At 36.6% G+C, this 17,650-nt stretch carries 16 protein-coding genes and 1 riboswitch; of the genes, 12 read left to right on the top strand and 4 right to left on the bottom strand.

The genetic code is table 11. The features are described from left to right. Positions 1 to 223: 223 nt before the first annotated feature. From PSR12_RS20325 to PSR12_RS20310, 4 genes are all read left to right on the top strand, one after another. Complete coding sequence (locus PSR12_RS20325) at positions 224 to 1,609, top strand: FAD-binding oxidoreductase (RefSeq protein WP_274770296.1); 1,386 nt, start codon at positions 224 to 226, stop codon at positions 1,607 to 1,609. An 11-nt stretch (positions 1,610 to 1,620) separates the two neighbouring features. After that, positions 1,621 to 2,604, top strand: coding sequence for a bile acid:sodium symporter family protein (locus PSR12_RS20320; RefSeq protein WP_274770294.1), 984 nt, complete (start codon positions 1,621 to 1,623; stop codon positions 2,602 to 2,604). Between the two features lie 307 nt (positions 2,605 to 2,911). After that, positions 2,912 to 3,880, top strand: coding sequence for a tRNA dihydrouridine synthase (locus PSR12_RS20315; protein WP_274770292.1), 969 nt, complete (start codon positions 2,912 to 2,914; stop codon positions 3,878 to 3,880). A gap of 312 nt (positions 3,881 to 4,192) precedes the next feature. Continuing rightward, positions 4,193 to 4,348, top strand: coding sequence for a hypothetical protein (locus PSR12_RS20310; RefSeq protein ID WP_202342757.1), 156 nt, complete (start codon positions 4,193 to 4,195; stop codon positions 4,346 to 4,348). A gap of 338 nt (positions 4,349 to 4,686) precedes the next feature. Here PSR12_RS20310 and PSR12_RS20305 read toward each other — a convergent pair whose 3' ends face one another. Then, entirely contained in the window at positions 4,687 to 5,007 is a 321-nt protein-coding gene (locus tag PSR12_RS20305) for a YflT domain-containing protein (protein ID WP_274770290.1), read from the bottom strand. Positions 5,008 to 5,300: 293 nt separating this feature from the next. Here PSR12_RS20305 and PSR12_RS20300 point away from each other — a divergent pair, with 293 nt between their 5' ends. After that, the gene (locus PSR12_RS20300) at positions 5,301 to 6,638 is read left to right on the top strand and encodes a trypsin-like peptidase domain-containing protein (protein WP_274770288.1); all 1,338 of its coding nucleotides are present in this window, start codon (positions 5,301 to 5,303) and stop codon (positions 6,636 to 6,638) included. A 303-nt stretch (positions 6,639 to 6,941) separates the two neighbouring features. Beyond that, the gene (locus tag PSR12_RS20295) at positions 6,942 to 8,123 is read left to right on the top strand and encodes an MFS transporter (RefSeq protein WP_274770286.1); all 1,182 of its coding nucleotides are present in this window, start codon (positions 6,942 to 6,944) and stop codon (positions 8,121 to 8,123) included. 70 nt (positions 8,124 to 8,193) lie between these two features. On the opposite strand, the gene PSR12_RS20290 is transcribed toward PSR12_RS20295, so the two are convergent. Then, positions 8,194 to 8,397, bottom strand: a complete 204-nt coding sequence (locus tag PSR12_RS20290) for an alpha/beta-type small acid-soluble spore protein (protein WP_004225662.1) — start codon at positions 8,395 to 8,397, stop codon at positions 8,194 to 8,196. A 183-nt stretch (positions 8,398 to 8,580) separates the two neighbouring features. Here PSR12_RS20290 and PSR12_RS20285 point away from each other — a divergent pair, with 183 nt between their 5' ends. The 6 genes from PSR12_RS20285 (at position 8,581) to PSR12_RS20260 (ending at position 14,603) form a co-directional block, all read left to right on the top strand. Continuing rightward, positions 8,581 to 9,075, top strand: a complete 495-nt coding sequence (locus PSR12_RS20285) for a YehS family protein (RefSeq protein WP_103118849.1) — start codon at positions 8,581 to 8,583, stop codon at positions 9,073 to 9,075. A 131-nt stretch (positions 9,076 to 9,206) separates the two neighbouring features. Continuing rightward, a complete protein-coding gene (locus tag PSR12_RS20280) occupies positions 9,207 to 9,401 on the top strand; it encodes a hypothetical protein (RefSeq protein WP_221682794.1) in 195 nt (64 codons plus the stop codon). A gap of 194 nt (positions 9,402 to 9,595) precedes the next feature. Continuing rightward, positions 9,596 to 9,681: riboswitch (cyclic di-GMP riboswitch) on the top strand. 105 nt (positions 9,682 to 9,786) lie between these two features. After that, positions 9,787 to 11,538 carry a methyl-accepting chemotaxis protein gene (locus tag PSR12_RS20275; protein ID WP_221682795.1) on the top strand — a complete coding sequence of 584 codons (1,752 nt, stop codon included), beginning with the start codon at positions 9,787 to 9,789 and terminating at the stop codon, positions 11,536 to 11,538. Beyond that, the gene (locus tag PSR12_RS20270) at positions 11,528 to 12,280 is read left to right on the top strand and encodes an SDR family NAD(P)-dependent oxidoreductase (protein ID WP_257520618.1); all 753 of its coding nucleotides are present in this window, start codon (positions 11,528 to 11,530) and stop codon (positions 12,278 to 12,280) included. Before PSR12_RS20275 ends, PSR12_RS20270 begins: the two co-directional genes overlap by 11 nt. Before the next feature lie 20 nt (positions 12,281 to 12,300). Beyond that, positions 12,301 to 13,791, top strand: coding sequence for a sodium:solute symporter family protein (locus PSR12_RS20265; RefSeq protein WP_221682797.1), 1,491 nt, complete (start codon positions 12,301 to 12,303; stop codon positions 13,789 to 13,791). Between the two features lie 137 nt (positions 13,792 to 13,928). Beyond that, positions 13,929 to 14,603, top strand: a complete 675-nt coding sequence (locus PSR12_RS20260; RefSeq protein ID WP_274770284.1) for a hypothetical protein — start codon at positions 13,929 to 13,931, stop codon at positions 14,601 to 14,603. Positions 14,604 to 14,659: 56 nt separating this feature from the next. On the opposite strand, the gene PSR12_RS20255 is transcribed toward PSR12_RS20260, so the two are convergent. Together PSR12_RS20255 and PSR12_RS20250 are read right to left on the bottom strand one after the other, a co-directional pair. Beyond that, entirely contained in the window at positions 14,660 to 16,354 is a 1,695-nt protein-coding gene (locus tag PSR12_RS20255; RefSeq protein WP_274770283.1) for a methyl-accepting chemotaxis protein, read from the bottom strand. A gap of 262 nt (positions 16,355 to 16,616) precedes the next feature. Then, positions 16,617 to 17,612: a M23 family metallopeptidase gene (locus tag PSR12_RS20250; RefSeq protein WP_221682800.1), complete on the bottom strand. Its 996-nt coding sequence runs from the start codon at positions 17,610 to 17,612 to the stop codon at positions 16,617 to 16,619. Positions 17,613 to 17,650: the final 38 nt, after the last annotated feature.

Raw genomic sequence — 17,650 nt, 5'->3', positions numbered from 1 at the left:
CCTATCTCACCACCTTAAATACATAGTACTATAAACGCTTTAATCATACAGAAATACAGCATGTTTATCAATTTAAGAAAAAAATTAATAGTTGATATTTTCTGAATATTTAGTACAATGTAAAAAGGTTGGACCAATTAAAAGAATATAGAAAATTGGTATGACATATAAATTTATCAATTAAACACTCAAAATACTATGAGAGTAAAAGGGGAAGGAAAAAATGATTACTACAAATGAAGAATTAGTGATGGCTCTACGAAGTGTTCTTCCAGAAATTGAAGTGACAATCAATCAAACGATTTTAGAACAGCATAGCAGTGATGAATCCTATCATAGCGCCAGTCTTCCTGATATTGTGGTGTTTCCGACAAAGACAGAAGAAGTGAGTAAAATAATTAACATAGCAAATCAATACAAAGTACCGATAGTGCCATTTGGAAGAGGAACAAGCTTAGAAGGACATGTCATCCCTTATAATCATGGGATAACGATTAATTTTTCACTTATGAACAGAATAGTAGAAGTTAGAGAGAAGGACTTTCTTGTGAAAGTTCAACCAGGGGTAACGCGTTCTCAGTTAAATAAAGAATTGAAGAAATATGGATTATTTTTCACTGTAGACCCAGGAGCAGATGCAACAATTGGAGGAATGGCGGCAACAAATGCTAGTGGGACAACATCTGTTAAATATGGAACTATGCGCGATCAAGTTCGAGATTTAGAAGTTGTTCTCTCAGATGGAACAGTGATTCATACAGGAAATTTAGCAGAAAAATCTTCATCAGGCTATCATTTAAATGGGCTTTTCGTTGGGTCTGAGGGAACACTTGGTTGTTTTACTGAATTGACGTTAAGAGTCTATGGTATTCCTGAATGTGTAATGGCTGCTAGAGCGTCCTTCAAAACAGTGAATGATGCTGTGGAAGGAGTGGTGAGTATTCTACAAGCGGCAATTCCCATTGCAAGAGTCGAACTTGTAGATGAACCCTCAATGAAGCAAGTGAACTTGTATAGTCAAACAGCTTATGAGGAACAACCAACCTTATTTTTAGAGTTTGAGGGGAATGAGGCTGGCTTAAGGCAAGATGTAGAATTTATGAAAGAGATTGTAGAGGCTCATAATTGTGAAAATATTGAATTTGAGATGGATAATGCAGCCCGAAATCAGCTATGGGAAGCTCGCCATAATTTAGCTTACGCCTATGTCCATGGACACCCAGGAAAAAAACTAATGGTAACAGATGTTTGCTTACCGATATCCGAATTAGCAGGTGCTATAGAACATGCAAGAGAAGCACTTGATATGTTAGCGCTTACAGGTGGGGTTGTTGGACATGTTGGTGATGGCAATTTCCATGTATTATTAATGATTGATATGAATGATCCAAAAGAAATAAAGAAAGCTGATGAATTGAATGAATTGATTGTGATGTATGCACTTGAACGAGGAGGAACTTGTACAGGAGAACATGGTGTGGGCATTGGTAAGCAGAAATATCAAGAGAAAGAACACGGTAAAGCACTTCTAGTGATGGAAAAGATTAAACAAGCACTTGACCCTCACACACTTTTCAATCCGAATAAAATATTGAAAATAAAAATATAGGAAGTGGAATTATGAAAATTTTAGAAGCGATTAGTACGATAGCTGGAAAATATTTCGCCATCTGGGTTATTTGTATTGCTGTTATTGCTTTTATAGCTTCGGAGCCCTTTTTAATATTTGGAGGGTATATCACGATTTTGCTAGGCATTGTTATGTTTGGCATGGGTCTAACGTTAAAAGCAGTTGATTTTAAATTGGTTATAACGAATCCAGTACCAGTCATTATTGGTGTATGTGCTCAATATGTTATCATGCCACTTGCCGCTTTTTTAATTGCTTATATAATGAACTTGCCAGCAGAATTAGCTGCAGGGCTAGTCCTTCTTGGATCTGTACCTGGTGGAACTGCTTCAAACGTCATGGTGTATTTAGCTAAAGGAAATGTACCTTTGTCCATCACAATGACATCCTTTTCGACATTATTAGCTCCAATTGCCACACCACTCATCCTATTATTACTTGCAGGTAAATGGATGCCAGTTGATCCAATAGCAATGTTTACTTCAATTATTCAAGTAATTATTTTCCCTATTATCCTAGGGATTGTTATAAGAAGAGTTGTTCCTCAAATCGTAGAAAAAAGTATTAATGTGATTCCTCTTATTTCAGTAGTTGCTATTATGATTATTGTATCCGCTGTTGTTGCTGGTAATGTTGATACCATCGCTTCGGCAGGCTCCATTATTTTTGCAGCTGTAGTGCTTCATAATGCATTCGGATTGTTATTTGGTTATATAACAGCTCGTCTATTAGGCCTCGATGAAAGTAATCGAAGAGCTATTTCAATAGAAGTTGGAATGCAGAACTCTGGTCTAGGTGTAGCGCTAGCCACTGCCCACTTCGGTCCCTTAGCGGCCTTACCTAGTGTACTTGGGGCTGTTTGGCATAATATTTCTGGTCCAATTCTCGCTACCTATTGGTCGAAAAAACCAGAGATACTAAAGGTACAACATAATAAACAGATACAAGAAGATAACGGCAGAACTCAAATGTAGGAGAGTAAATATTCGATGTCTACGGCTAGTATTGCAGTCATATTATCTATTTTGTGTAAATCCACCTCACAAATGGATCCATTCGAAAAAGTATAGAAATGAAAATTAGGTATAATAAAGGTAGATGAGATAGAAACAAGCTATCCCATCTGCTTTTTTATTTTTTAAAATATCATTTAGGACGGATTTTCGTTAAAATAAACATTATTGATTTTTACATTGGTTCTTGATAAAGAATACTTCTACCTCTATTAGGTAATGAGGTAAATGTATCAATATGTCCATAGTGAGAGGAATTGGAAATGACATGAACGATAATTTTTGGCGTGATTTACCACGGCCATTTTTTGTATTGGCACCGATGGAAGATGTGACAGATGTTGTGTTTCGTCACGTTGTAAGTGAAGCAGGTCGACCAGATGTGTTTTTTACTGAGTTTACAAATTCGGATAGCTACTGTCATCCAGAGGGAAAGAAAAGTGTGCGTGGCCGTTTGCTCTTTACAGAAGATGAGCAGCCAATGGTGGCACATATTTGGGGAGATAACCCTGAGTATTTCCGTGAAATGAGTATTGGCATGGCAGAGCTAGGATTTAAAGGCATTGATATTAACATGGGCTGCCCTGTACCAAATGTAGCATCAAGAGGGAAGGGGAGTGGCCTAATTCTCCGACCAGATGTTGCGGCAGAATTGATTCAAGCAGCAAAAGTGGGCGGACTGCCTGTTAGCGTGAAAACGCGACTTGGCTACAAGGATGTAAATGAGTGGGAAGATTGGCTAACGCATATTTTAAAGCAGGATATAGCGAACCTTTCGATTCATTTACGAACAAGAAAGGAAATGAGCCTAGTAGATGCGCATTGGGAGCTTATTCCGGAAATCAAAAAACTACGTGACCGTATTGCACCTAATACACTGCTAACAATCAATGGAGATATTCCTGACCGTCAAACGGGACTGCAGCTAGCTGAACAATACGGTATTGATGGCGTAATGATTGGACGAGGTATTTTTAAAAACCCTTTTGCTTTTGAAAAAGAGCCAAAAGAACATAGCAGTAAAGAGTACCTTAATCTTTTAAGACTGCAGCTCGATCTTCAAGATCAATATGCGGAAGAACTGCCACGTTCCATCACAGGACTTCATCGCTTCTTTAAAATTTATGTCAAAGGATTCAGAGGAGCTGGTGAATTAAGAAGTCAATTGATGAACACAAAATCAACGGATGAAGTGCGTGTATTGCTAGACAACTTTGAATCAAACAATATTGAATGACAATGAAATAATGGAACTACTAATAAAGTCAAGTAAATAACAGTAGAAGTAGGAGCAAAGATTTGAGGATGAGATTTCCTTTTCTTTGCTCCTTTCAATTATCGCTATTGAGGTTTTGGCTTCTAATGCTAGGGGGGAGGACGCTTGTTTTTATGCTCTTCTGTTTAAATGTAGTTTTTATCTCGTAATATGAACCCTCACAATTGATTTATCCTTATTTTTACAAATTTCTTTAAGTGGTATTAATATATATTGAAACTAAATGGTTAAAATAGTCGTATAAGGTATTATAGATTAGAGGAGGTCGGAAAAATGGATTATACTAAAGTCTATAATGAGGAACTGATTGCCTTAGTAAAAGAGAAAATAAAGTCCGTCGGTGAAATTAAAGCGGTAAAGTTTGTGAGAGAACAAACAGATATGTCCTTAATACAGGCAAAAAAATTTGTCGATTTTTGTAAAGAATAGACATAAAAATTACTGTGGTGCTAATTTTTTATGAAATTATCTTCAATAGTCATTGAACTACTAAATAAGAAATATTTGAGAAAACGCTATTATTAATAAAAATTAGTTATTCAACAATCGGGCGCTTTTCCGTAATAAGGAAAAGCGTCATTCTTTATGAATAGGGCCATATTGTTGAAGAACTCTTTCATGAAGAAAATGAAAATTTCCTCGAGCAGATCATTGACAGTTTTTATACTGACTTGGTTGAAAGGCTTTGTGGAATACAGAGTCGATGAAATACGAGGAGGACTTGTAAAATGAAAAACAAACCCGGGATTGGTTTCCCGGGTTTGTTTTTACTTATTGGCAACTATGACCAATTTACCTGTATCCAGTTCCTTTTCGAATTGAGCAGCTTCCAATTCACTTAATCCGACAGAAGCTAATTCATTGCGGAGTTCATCACCACGGGAATTCACCAGGTTCTTTAACGAAGTCAGGAACCCTTGCTCGCTAATACCAGCTTCTTCTGTCCCGAGTGCTTCGTTAATATCATCTTCACGTTCTTCATAGTGAGCAAAGATGTAAATGTTATCTCGAAGATATCCTTGCGCTTCTAATTTCTCCACTTCTTGTTTCGCCTGTACTACGTTTTCTACTGTCAATTTGACTGTCATTATTGATCCCTCCTATATATGTTCACATTCAATCTATTCCACTAAATTGAATGAATAAAACATCTTTTTAGTTTTTAATTATGTTAGAGTGGCATGAACAACTAATGGAATACTAGTGAACCACTCGAAAACAATGGAAGTTGTTATTCTAAATCTTTATTCCAAAGCTACGTCTAATTCTTTATAGAGTTGGGCTTTTTTGTTTGCATCAATAGAGGATTTAGAGAAACATCAGAGAATTGTATAGTGAGTACCATTATATGTAATGACGAGCTTATAGGAGTTGTATGAAGATGATTGTGACAACTAGACCGTTAAAAATTAAATATAATAAATCAGTAAATACTTTTCAGGAGTTTATGCAAAATCATCACAACAATCATTCCCAAACGAAGGAAGTAGTTTTTCTACGCTATATCGGTATACCTGATTCGGTAGATTTTTATAAAGATGAGGTTCTAAAAATGGAGGAGTATTTCTCCAAGCAAAGCTTATTTTATTTACGACTGCATAAGCTTGAGGTCATTCGTAATAAGGAAGATGTAGATAGATTGTCAGAAAGTTGGAGAATGTGGCAGACTGTTGCTGAAAACCCGCAATTACTGGATAAGCTATCTTTGTGCAGTACATTAGCGAGTGATCAACTTGAATGGACAAAAAAGCTAAGCTTTAAACAGATGATTCAACTATTTAAAGAAAATCAGCCTTATCCTAATGAAACGTTGTTAAAAAATTTTGCAGTTAAATTTTTGTATTGGATGGATTATTATTTACCACAAATTTTTTCTGAGGAAAATCCAATGTCCCCAAAAATTGTTTTTATAGGTGACATTACGCAGCATGAATTACTATTTCTATATTTCTTATCGTCACTGGGGTGCGATATTTGTTACATGAATCCTAAAGGAGATATTGCCAATTTATACCCTATAATAGAAGCGTCATCTACCTTACATATGTGTCGTCATTTCTATGAAAAGGAAATAACATTGCCTATTAAAAGTACTTCAAGACAATTGAACATCCCTGTTCAAAAAACGAATGTAACAGAAGAGTGGAGCTATGAGCAATTAGCCTCCTTAGCCACATCTGTTGTGATGATTAAGACCTTCGGGGAGGATGATAAGGTTTTATGCTATGGCTCTGGTGTTATTCTCCACCAAGATGGATATATTTTAACAAACTTGCATGTTGTGGGTGGTGGAAAATATTATTCTGTGCTCTATGAAAATGATACCAACGAGTATATAACCCATCAATTTGTGAAATATCATGATATGCATGATTTGGCTATTTTGAAGGTAGACAGAAGAAGCCACCCTTTACCTGTTAAAATGGATGGACAATTAGTTCGAGGGCAAAAAATTGTGGCGATTGGCAGTCCTTTAGGATTGTTTAACTCGGTTTCTGATGGGATTGTTTCTGGTTTTCGTGATATACGGCAAATGTCTATGATTCAATTTACAGCTGCTATATCAAATGGCAGTTCGGGTGGGGCCTTATTGGATATGTATGGTCAATTGGTTGGTCTGATTACTGCAGGCTTCGATGATGGTCAAAACCTTAATTTGGCTGTACCTGCCAATCTAATTTATCAGTTTGCTCAAAACTTTATAGAAATACCGAGTTGAATTTCCACTATTCCACCATTGCTTTTTATTTGGTAATCTTATAGAATGTAGAACGGTATAAATGAACGATATATAAATCCTTTAATACGGTCCAGAGAGGCTGAAAAGGGCTATGTGATATTTTTAAGCTAATATCTTTGCTTTGTCATGCCCTTTTGTCCTCTGTGACGGAAGGGCTTTTATTATTGTTCCATACTCCTCTTTTAAAGGGAGTCCTGTGAGGCTTCAAAAGAGAATGGACAAGACAGCTATAATCCATTCACTAAAAGAGATCGACAACTAGAAAATTGGAGGCTAAAAAGAATGGATTATCGTAAAAAAACCGTGGTCGCTTCAGTGGCAGGGCTAACGTTAGAAGGAATGGATATTATGTTCATTTCCTTTGCTATGACAATGATTATTGCAGAATTTAATATTGATCTTGCAACAGGTGGATTGATTTCATCCATCACGAATATTGGGATGCTACTGGGTGGTATTGTTTTCGGTGTGTTAGCAGATAAATATGGTCGAGTAAAAGTCTTTACGTATACGATTATTCTGTTTGCCATAGGAACGGCCTTAACAGGAGTAGCAACAAGTATTGAACAAGTTTATGTTTATAGATTTATCGCTGGTTTAGGTGCTGGCGGAGAATATGGTATTGGGATGGCGCTTGTGGCGGAGGCTTGGCCAAAGAATAAACAAGGCAGAGCATCCTCTTATGTCAGTGTAGGTGCACAATATGGGGTAATTTTAGCTGCTTTATTAAGTGCTATTATTTTACCAACTTTAGGGTGGCGTGCATTATTTTTTGTAGGATTACTACCAGTTATTTTCGCCTTTATCGTACGTAAAAATATTGATGAGTCACCAGAATGGTTAGCTGCGCAGAAACAACAAAATAATAAGTTAGCACAATTATTTGCTTCACCTCGTATCACCATGACAACACTTTCCCTAATTCTAATGGCTACTGTTCAAATTGCAGGCTATAATGGTCTGATGATTTGGCTACCTTCGATGTTACAGAAATCGCAAGGTTTATCGGTTTCAAGTTCAGCATTGTGGACAATTAGTACCGCAGTTGGCATGATTATTGGAATGCTGACGTTTGGTAGATTTATGGATCGTTTTGGAGCAAAGCGAACTTTCGGTATCTTCTTAGTAGCCTCTGCAGGTGCTGTATTCCTTTACTCGTTTGCAACAGGTGCAGTAGCGATATTAGTAGGCGGTGCGGTTGTAGGATTCTTTTCTAATGGAATGTTTGCAGGGTATGGTGCATTAATTAGTAGCTTTTATCCAGTACAAATTCGCAGTACAGCAACAAACACCATTTTTAATTTTGGACGAGCTATAGGTGGATTCTCACCAATCTTTGTCGGCTTTATTTTACAAAGCTACGATATGACTGTCGTTATGATTTACTTAGCAGCGCTGTATTGTATTTCCTTTATCGTCATGCTAACGCTTAAGAGCTCAGGTAAGGGATTGCAAACAGCATAATTTTATCGAGCACGAAAGAACGAATTCCACTTCTGCAAATGGGATTCGTTCTTTTCTTATTAGTATTTAATTATAATAAACCTTTTGAACGTTTTTCAGCGATTTCAACAAGGCGCTTTGTAATCTCTCCTCCAACGGAACCATTTGCGCGAGAAGATGCTTCTGGCCCAAGCTGAACGCCAAACTCTTGTGCAATTTCATATTTCATTTGATTGACTGCCTCATGTACACCAGGTACTAGAAGTTTATTTGAACTGCGGTTATTGTTAGCCATTGTTCTCACCTCCTTGACCTTAGAATGGTTGCGATTAAATTTTTCATACATTTAAAAAGTAGGAAATGCACACGCTATTTGCTAACAACAACAACTTGTGGAAAGCTAGCAATAATCAGCAAACTCTCTGTTATAATTAAGCCTGGCTCTTTACTATATAAGGTTAATTAAAGGAGGAACATAATGACAAATAATGATATCTTAATTCGTTTACGCTATGCGTTCGATATAAAAAATGTAGATATGGTAGAAATTTTCAAACTTGGTGGCATGGATTATACAAAGGAAGAAGTATTAAATATGCTAATTAAGATTAATGATGAGGAAGAAGCACCAGAAGAATACATCAAATGTAATAATAAAATGTTAGAGGCATTTTTAAATGGATTAATTACTTTTAAACGCGGGCCTCAGAAACCAAGGGAAGGACAGGCTGTTGGACCGTTACCTGTGTCAGGTAAAGAAAGCCCAAATAATATGTTACTAAAGAAAGTAAAAATTGCTTTAGCTTTAACAACTGAGGAGATGCTTGAAATTTTATATGACGGAGGCATTAAAGTAACAAAAGGTGAATTAGGTGCTATTTTAAGAAATCCAAGTCATCGTAATTATAAAGAGTGTGGCGATTCATTCGTACGAAATTTTTTAAGGGGCTTAACATATAAATATAGAGCATAATGCACAATCATAAAGTGCCATTTTTTTCTTTGAAACTCGTTGACAATTTGTGACGAAATTGTGTACAATAAATTTATCACAAAATGTTCACAAAAAAGATGAAAATTGTTCACAGACAAAGGGGTGCTTGTATGATTTATATTGACATCTTATTAGTAGCTATTGCATGTATTACAATGCCTTTTATTGTTGCAGTTATGTTAGATATTTTTTATGCGGAACGGAAAAAAGTGCGCTTTTCATTACGTCGTACTTCCGTATGGTATATCGCTATGTTTGCATTATCCTTTATACCATCCGTATTACTTGTCACACAAAACGTATAATTTATTCAAACACTTAGGGGTAAGTGAAATGAAAGTTGACAGCTACAACGCTAATTGAGGTTGTAGCTGTTTTTAGTTTGTTCAATAGATGAATAAAATTTCTATAATTAATAATGAAGGAACAGCTAGTATAAAATATGTATGTTTTAACTAGAGAGCATTGACTACTTTTACCTACTGTGTTAATTTTGGTAGGGAAATATAGGCAAATTTACTGAAAAGTAGAGACGCAAAGCTACAGGTCTAAGGCAATAAATGCTATGATGGCTGGGTTGCAAAAGAGTGCTAGTTGTATCATTCTCATTCTAGTTTTTGTTCTTTTATGCCTATTTCTTTTGAAATAGGCATTTTTTTGCAAGTAAAGTTCAAAGGAGGAAAAGGGGAAATGACGTTGTTAAAAAACACATCATTAAAAAATAAGCTTTTACTAACAGTCTCTATCGTTGTATTACTGCTTATCGCCATTATTACGACGCAAAGTATTAGTGAATTGAATAATCGGATGAATGTAGATTTGGAGCAAGAATTAAAAAGTGTTGGTTTATTAACAGCTATGAACTTAGACAGTGATGAAGTAAAAGATTTGCTGTCCGAAAAAGGGGAAACAAACGCAAAGTTTACAAAGATCCAAAAGCAACTTGATATGATTCAGGACCAGCAAGGTATTATGAGCTGGAGTTATATTTGGGATGTCAAGGATGAGGGTGGCGTCAATCCAATTGGCTATACCTCTAATCTAAATGAAGTATATGAAGCCGGTGAAATTTTTACTGATTTAGCGGATGAACATGTAGAAACAGCAAAATTAGCTATTGAAAATAATAGTACAGAGGTAACTGCTATTTTCGAGGATCCTTTTGGTTCTTGGAGAACGGTTTTTAGTCCTATTAAAGATGATAATGGCCAACTGATTGCCCTATTAGGGATTGATTACTCTGCTGATTATATCAATACGATTATTAAAACAAGTGTGATTAAGCAAATTGTCATTGCCATTATCGGCATTTTAATTTTATTAGTTTTAGTTTACATAATTATAGATCGACTATTAAAGCCACTGAAAAAAGTAGTGAACGTTGCCAATCAAGTGGCAAATGGTGAATTAATAGATGTTGATTTAGAGACATCGAAGGATGAAATTGGTAAATTATCTGAATCCATTCGTACAATGGTGGCTAATTTGCAACATATTATTTTAAACATACGCAATACATCCAATCACGTTTCTTCAGCAGCCAATCAATTAACGGTGCATGCTGGTGAAACTTATAACAGCTCAACAAATATTGCACTAGACATGAATCAAATTACTCAAAATGCTGAGGCCTCGATGACCATGACAGAGGAAACAGCCGCTGCTATGGAAGAAACTGCAACAGGTATTCAGCAAATTGCTGATTCTGCAAATGTAGCTGCGGAATCCTCTATTTCAGCATCACAGGCTTCTGAACGAGGCAATGAAGTTGTCCAACAAGTTATTGCTCAAATGGAGTTAATTAATGATTCTGTTGAACAAATAGGGACAACCATTAATGGACTACATGTTAATACGAAAAAAATAAGTGAAATTGTTAGCTTAATTACTGCTATTGCCGATCAAACAAATCTATTAGCATTAAATGCTGCCATCGAAGCGGCACGAGCAGGCGAACATGGTAAAGGCTTTGCCGTTGTTGCGGATGAGGTGAGACGCTTAGCTGAACAATCCTCTCAATCAGCAACAGAAATTTACAATTTAATTAGTTCTATTCAATCTGATTCAAACGCTTCTATCACGGTTATGGAAAAAGGCAAAGAGGATGTTAAGGTAGGGATGGCATTTACTAATGAAGTAGGCGAAATCTTTAAAGAAATTCTTACTTCATCAGAAGAAGTCGCTAGCCAAATACGTGAAATTTCCGCTGCTTCACAACAAATTTCTGCATCCTCAGAAGAAGTGGCGGCATCTGTAAATAATATTAAACAATCTGCAGAGCAGTCAGCAGAGTTCTCTTCAAATGTCTCGAAATCTACACAAGAGCAATTATCTACCATGCAGGAAGTAAAGGATGCCTCTTCATCACTGGGCAAAACAGCAGAAGAGTTGCAAGGTCTTGTGGCAAAATTCAAATTGGAGAATGATCATAATGGACATTAATTTTACAGGGAAAAATGTTTTAATTACAGGCTCTAGTAAAGGAATCGGTAAAGCCATTGCATTAGGCTTTGCACAACATGGAGCCAATATTTTAATTAATTATATTGGGGATGAGCAAGAGGCAGAAGCTGTACGTGCAGAAGCAGAAAAGTTTGGTGGGAAAGCTTTAATATTCCATGCTGATGTTTCTAATTCACAAGAAGTACAGGCGATGCATCAATTTATGGACGAGCATCTCGGGGAACTTGATATTCTTGTAAATAACGCTGGATTTGCACAGGGTTCCAGCATTACAGAATTAACGGATGAGCAGTGGGATCGTATGATTAAAGTTCATTTATATGGCTGTTTCTATAATTGCCGTGAAGCAGCTAAAAGAATGAAGGAACGTAATACAGGAAAAATCATCAATATTTCATCTGATATTGGTAGCTTGGGTTGTGAAGAATTCACGCATTATTCAGCTGCGAAGGGTGCTATCAATGCTTTTACAAAGGCTTTAGCAAGAGAATTAGCACCTTCTATACTTGTCAATGCAGTTGCTCCTAGTGGAACATTTACGGACATTCTACAAGAGTTTGGCGATAACTATGTGGAGGAAGAATCCGCAAAATATCCATTAAAACGTTTAGCTCAACCAGAAGAGATTGCGAAAAGTGTATTATTTTTAGCCTCTAATCATGCTGACTTCTATACAGGTCAAATATTAACGCCAAATGGTGGGGTCGTAATGAACGGATAATGGAAAACGAGGAGTAAATAATGTTAAATATTTTTATCTTTTGCTTATACTTATTATTTATCTATTATATTGGCTATAAAGGCTATAAGCGTGTCAACACAGCCGAGGATTTAATTGTTGCTGGCTGGAGCATGCCTTTATCCGTTGTAACGGGTAGTTTAGTCGCTGCATTATTAGCAGCTCCCTTCTTTTTTGCAGCGGTAGGCTCTGGCTATACAAGTGGTGGCTTTGAAGGTTCGGCAACAATGGGTGGTCTAGGGACTTGTATGATTCTTGGAGCACTCATTTGGACAAAGCCATTACGACGTCTAAAGGGCTGGACATTAGCAGATTACTACGGTTTACGCTATGGCAGTAAAAAGCTAGGAGCCTATACAGGGGTTGTTATGGCAATTGCTTTTGGTGTTTTTAATGCAGCGGCGTTAACAGTTGGTGGAACTTATATTATTCAGCAATTGTTGCAAATTGATTTTATACCTGCGGCGCTTCTATTTGTATCACTAACGGCTATTTATTCAGTTATTGGTGGTTTATGGGCAGTTGCCTATACTGAAATCGTACAAGGTGCGCTTGCAGTGGCAGGTATTTTGGGTATTACCATTTTTATTTTGTTTTACTATCCAGACGTTACATTTAATCCTGAGTGGTGGAATATCAGTACATTATTTGAGAAGGCAGGAGCAGAATTCTGGACTTTGTATCTTGTACTAGCACTTGGAGATATCCCTGCAGTTGACCTTGGGCAGCGGGTAGCTGCTGCGAAAAGTCCGCGAGTGGCACAACGAAGTATGATTATTGCTGGTATTATTGTCATTGCAATTAGCTGGATTCCAGGGATGCTAGGGGAAGCCTTTAAGTCTATTTATCCTGAGAGCACAAACCCGGAAACATTGATGCTTACCTTTGCACAAGGTTATTTTCCGCCTTTATTAGCAGCTATTTTCTTAACAGCCATGGCAGCCATGGGGATGTCTACAGTAGCTGCATGTTATGTAGCGACTTCAGGAATTGTGACAAAGAATATTTATTTAGATTTTATTAATCGTAATCCTGATCCTAAGAAGCTATTAAGATTTTCACGATCTATTATTCTAGCCAGTGCTTTATTAGGTTTAGTGCTAGCTGTAAGCTTCCAAAAAGTAATTGATTTAGCTTATTTAGCTTGGGATATTATATTCGTAACAATATTCTGGCCAATCGTTTTAGGACCATTTTGGAAACGTGTCAGTACACCAGCAGTTTGGGCAAGTATTTCCGTTGGCTTAGTTTATTACATTGTGACATCACTAACATTCGTACCTAGTCTGACAATCCAATCAGAAGGCTTCATAGGTCTATTAAATGAATTATGGCAGGCTCCTGTATTTTCGGGTGTTGTTATAACTGGTATCACAATTGTCGTGGTGAGTTTACTCGTTCCGCCATCTGAGCATGTTCTTGAGATGCACAAAATAGAAAAAGATAAAACATTAGACGACGTAAGTAGTAAAGAAGAGCTAATTGGTCGTTAAAAGCAAAAGCACGGATTCATTGTAAAGTTCAATGAATTCGTGTTTTTTATTAGAATGAAAAGATAGAATCAAGAATACTATTGCTAGTACATCATCTGAATTTTTCTAGTGATTATCTTGATAAAGGCGGGAATTGAATGAAAAATATTTTCTTCATTTTATTAGGGATTGTCTATCATTATCTAGCAAATGCCATTGAATTAGTCATTATTAAGCAACTATTTTTTTTAATTGGGCTGGCTTTAGTCGGTCTAGGGTGTATCCGTTATTTAAAAGAGCGTTATATTGCCATACAAACTTTGACAGCCATGACGGAAGCTAGTGAGGAGGAGATAATGGCTATTCCTCATACACATTGTACAGTTTCCAATGATGCTTTAAATGCTTTATTGTTAAATGAACAGACAAACACGCTTATTTTCGCACGAAGAGAAGCTTTAGACGAAGAACTAAAAATAATAGAGGTTCCATTTAACAGAATATATGAGGTTGCCATCATGGAAGATGAAGTATTTACGGTTAGAACAAAGAATCATCTAATGAGTGGTTCCTTACTTGCTGAAGCAGAGGAAGTAGAAGAAGAGGAGGTAGAAGAAGATACAATCTCACAGCTATCGTTAAAGCTAGTAGTAGATCATTTATCAGAACCTATTCAAGAATATATGTTCATGGATAATAGTGAAGATCCAATATCAAAAGAGGAAGATGACTATAAAGAAGCCATGGAGCTTTGTGAGAAATGGTTTCAAAAGATAAGTGTTATTATTAAACGTCATGAATTGGAACGCGTGCCCATAAGTCATTGGCAATAAGAGAGAAGGCTATCTCAAAATAGAAAAATTTGAGATAGCCTTTGTTGTTTAGATGATTAAATTTTAAATTGCTGTAGCTGCGTATTTAACTCCTCGGCCATTCCAGCAAGCTGATTTGCACTTCTAGCGATTTCATCCATTGTAGCGGCGGTTTCCTCAACAGTTGCTGTTGTTTGCTCAACGCCAGCAGCGGATTCCTGTGAAATGGAGGCCATATCATCAATAGAAGCATGAATGGTTTCCGAATTTTGAGCAAGCTGATTTAAATTCGTTGAAATGGTTGAAATATTATCAATCATATCTCCAACAGCATCAGAAATTTTTTCAAATGTTTCATTTGTTTCATCGAGCTGTGTTGTTCCTCTTTTTACTTCCTCATAGCCAGTCTGAAGGGCAGATGTTACATTGCCAGTCTCACCTTGAATACGATGGACAATTGTTGCAATATCCGTGACAGAGAACTGTACTTGCTCAGCAAGCTTTCGGACTTCATCTGCCACAACAGCAAAGCCCTTGCCATGCTCACCAGCTCGAGCTGCTTCGATTGCTGCATTTAATGCAAGTAAATTTGTTTGGTTTGAAATATCATCGATAACTGACACAAGTTTGGATATTTCAGCAGACTGTTCATTTAAATTTTCCACCTTTTTCACAGAGTCTAATACAATTTCATTTATTGTAGCCATTTGTTTGGTAGATTGAACCATTAAACTTTTCCCTGAAACCGTTAATGTTTGAACATGACTAGAATGTTTGCTTAATTCAATGCCCTCTTGTGTAGTTTCATGAATGCTACGCTTAAATGCTGTCATTGTTTCTGCCAAATCACCTGTGGTAGATGCTTGTGTTTCTGTACCCGATGCAAGCTCTTGCATCGTTACAGTAATTTGCTCAGTACCTGCTTGTACCTCATTCGATGATTGAGCAAGTTCTTCACTACTAGCTGCTACTGTTTCAGAAACCGTGTAGATAGAATGGATCGTTTGTTTTAATTTTTTGTTCATGTCATTGGCAGCTACCATTAACGTTCCAATTTCATCTCGTGTTTTTACAGGTAGAGGCTCTAGTTGCAAATTTCCATCTGCTAATTCTTTCATTCGGTCGGCTACGACTGTAACAGGTTTAGAAATGGTATTGGCTGTGATAATGGCAATTAGAATACCAGCTATAGTTAGAATCAAGCTAAAGGCGATACCAATTGTTCGATTCTCCGAGCTAGTTGATACAACATCGTTACCAACATCTGTAATGGCTTTAGCACGTTCATCTGCCAGTTTTTCGTAACCATATCGCACTTTCGTTACGAGTTCATGTGTATCCATTAAATTTTCTAAAGCTAATTCTTTATTGCCCTTTTGATAGATATCAAATACCTCTGTATTAACAAGGGTACTCCAATCACGGGCGATTGCTACAAGTTGATCGCGTTCATCTGATTTTTCATATTTGTCTAGAATAGCGTTATTTTCCTCAGCCTTTTTGCGATACTCATCAAATGATTCTTTGTATTTTTCGTCACCTGTCAACACATAATTTAACGCTACAGATAGGCGGACACTCATAGAGAGTGCTAAATTTTTACTTGCATTTAAAACAACTAAATCTTCTTTTACTAAATCTTTTGCCTGTTTTTCCATATTTGTATTGGAATTGTAAGTGTAGGTTGTAAAGCTAACTACTAAAACTAACAAAAGAATAAATGCACTTAAAATTCGAGTTTTAAGTGTTTTAAACTTGATAATGCCTTTCATTTTCCCATCCCTTTACTATCTCATTGAGAAATTTTTTCAACACAAGTATTATTTTATAACTAATTATGCGTATTAATAAGCCTTTCGATAGAAATATTTAAAAATAGTTTTTTAGTACAATGATATAATTATTTTCCTTTTATTGATGGTTAAATATATATAGATGTCTAACAACTAATTTATATATTTGTGTATAATTTCCTATGTAGAAAGAAAATACACCTGAAGCAAATTGCTTCAAGTGCCATAAGTAAAGGATTCTCTATTCTTTTTGTTTTTTCGCCGTGCGCTCCCACTGTAGAAGGGAAGGATAAGGGTCAAAAGCCCATTCGGTTCTTCCATTAAATTTATAAATACCATAATGAAGATGTGGAGGGAATTTACCAGATGTACCTTCTTTTCCATAGCCAGAGCTTCCAACATAGCCAAGAACAGTACCAGGTTTTACAATTGTACCTACTTCAATTTCCTTATGATAGCTACCGAGGTGGGCATAATAGTGGTAGGAATTATGATTGTCGCGAATACCAATACGCCAGCCACCAAATTGATTCCATCCTTTTACCTCAACAACTCCAAAAGAGGTAGATAATACAGGTGTTCCATAGCTGGCAAAAATATCAGTTCCCTCATGAATACGGCGTCCACCCCAACCGCGATTGGCGCCCCAAGTGCCCCGGTAACTGTAATCAGAGCGGATATTTAGCGGGAAGGTATGTGCATCAAGTTCAATGGTTTTAAAATGTCTGTACAATGTGGAGATGGTAAATATTTGATTGACTGCTTCTTCGCTTCCGTAATATTCCCATAAAGCTAATTTAAAATCCTCATCAGTCGTTCCAAATTTCCCTAAATAACTAGCCATCGAAAAGATGACATCCTCATCATCCTTTGGACTAGCGATTCCATCATGATTACCGTCAAGGCCCATTCCTCCGAAATAGCTAATTGTCTCAGGAGAAGTGTCTTCCTTTACAGGATTTAATGCACCTGACCAGTATTCATCAGAAAATTGGATAGCCAAATAGCCTTCTCGTTTAGGGATGTCTTTACGAACTGATTGTAGGTTTCTCTCATACTGATCGATAGCAGCTAAAAAATGCCATGGAATGAGTAATTCATCGAATTGTACATAATAGGACATACGCTGCTGTAAAATTTCTTCTTCTGTAAGATCCTCCTTTGCAAAAGAGGCAGAAGGGTACAGCATAATCCCTAAAAATAAAAATGTGAAAAGAAATATAAAATGGCGATGCAATGATGGACCTCCTTTCTAACGTTAGAATAACCGAAATT

The organism is Lysinibacillus sp. G01H, from assembly GCF_028872195.1.
Lineage (GTDB): Bacteria > Bacillota > Bacilli > Bacillales_A > Planococcaceae > Lysinibacillus > Lysinibacillus capsici.
This window is presented reverse-complemented; position numbering and strand designations above follow the sequence as displayed.

Bases quoted from the DNA above. Each gene is read 5' to 3' on its own strand.
- PSR12_RS20260 (WP_274770284.1), top strand. From the start codon at position 13,929: ATGAAAAATATTTTCTTCATTTTATTAGGGATTGTCTATCATTATCTA.
- PSR12_RS20320 (WP_274770294.1), top strand. From the start codon at position 1,621: ATGAAAATTTTAGAAGCGATTAGTACGATAGCTGGAAAATATTTCGCC.
- PSR12_RS20325 (WP_274770296.1), top strand. From the start codon at position 224: ATGATTACTACAAATGAAGAATTAGTGATGGCTCTACGAAGTGTTCTT.
- PSR12_RS20285 (WP_103118849.1), top strand. From the start codon at position 8,581: ATGACAAATAATGATATCTTAATTCGTTTACGCTATGCGTTCGATATA.
- PSR12_RS20310 (WP_202342757.1), top strand. From the start codon at position 4,193: ATGGATTATACTAAAGTCTATAATGAGGAACTGATTGCCTTAGTAAAA.
- PSR12_RS20265 (WP_221682797.1), top strand. From the start codon at position 12,301: ATGTTAAATATTTTTATCTTTTGCTTATACTTATTATTTATCTATTAT.
- PSR12_RS20295 (WP_274770286.1), top strand. From the start codon at position 6,942: ATGGATTATCGTAAAAAAACCGTGGTCGCTTCAGTGGCAGGGCTAACG.
- PSR12_RS20275 (WP_221682795.1), top strand. From the start codon at position 9,787: ATGACGTTGTTAAAAAACACATCATTAAAAAATAAGCTTTTACTAACA.
- PSR12_RS20280 (WP_221682794.1), top strand. From the start codon at position 9,207: ATGATTTATATTGACATCTTATTAGTAGCTATTGCATGTATTACAATG.
- PSR12_RS20300 (WP_274770288.1), top strand. From the start codon at position 5,301: ATGATTGTGACAACTAGACCGTTAAAAATTAAATATAATAAATCAGTA.
- PSR12_RS20270 (WP_257520618.1), top strand. From the start codon at position 11,528: ATGGACATTAATTTTACAGGGAAAAATGTTTTAATTACAGGCTCTAGT.
- PSR12_RS20305 (WP_274770290.1), bottom strand. From the start codon at position 5,007: ATGACAGTCAAATTGACAGTAGAAAACGTAGTACAGGCGAAACAAGAA.
- PSR12_RS20290 (WP_004225662.1), bottom strand. From the start codon at position 8,397: ATGGCTAACAATAACCGCAGTTCAAATAAACTTCTAGTACCTGGTGTA.
- PSR12_RS20315 (WP_274770292.1), top strand. From the start codon at position 2,912: ATGAACGATAATTTTTGGCGTGATTTACCACGGCCATTTTTTGTATTG.
- PSR12_RS20255 (WP_274770283.1), bottom strand. From the start codon at position 16,354: ATGAAAGGCATTATCAAGTTTAAAACACTTAAAACTCGAATTTTAAGT.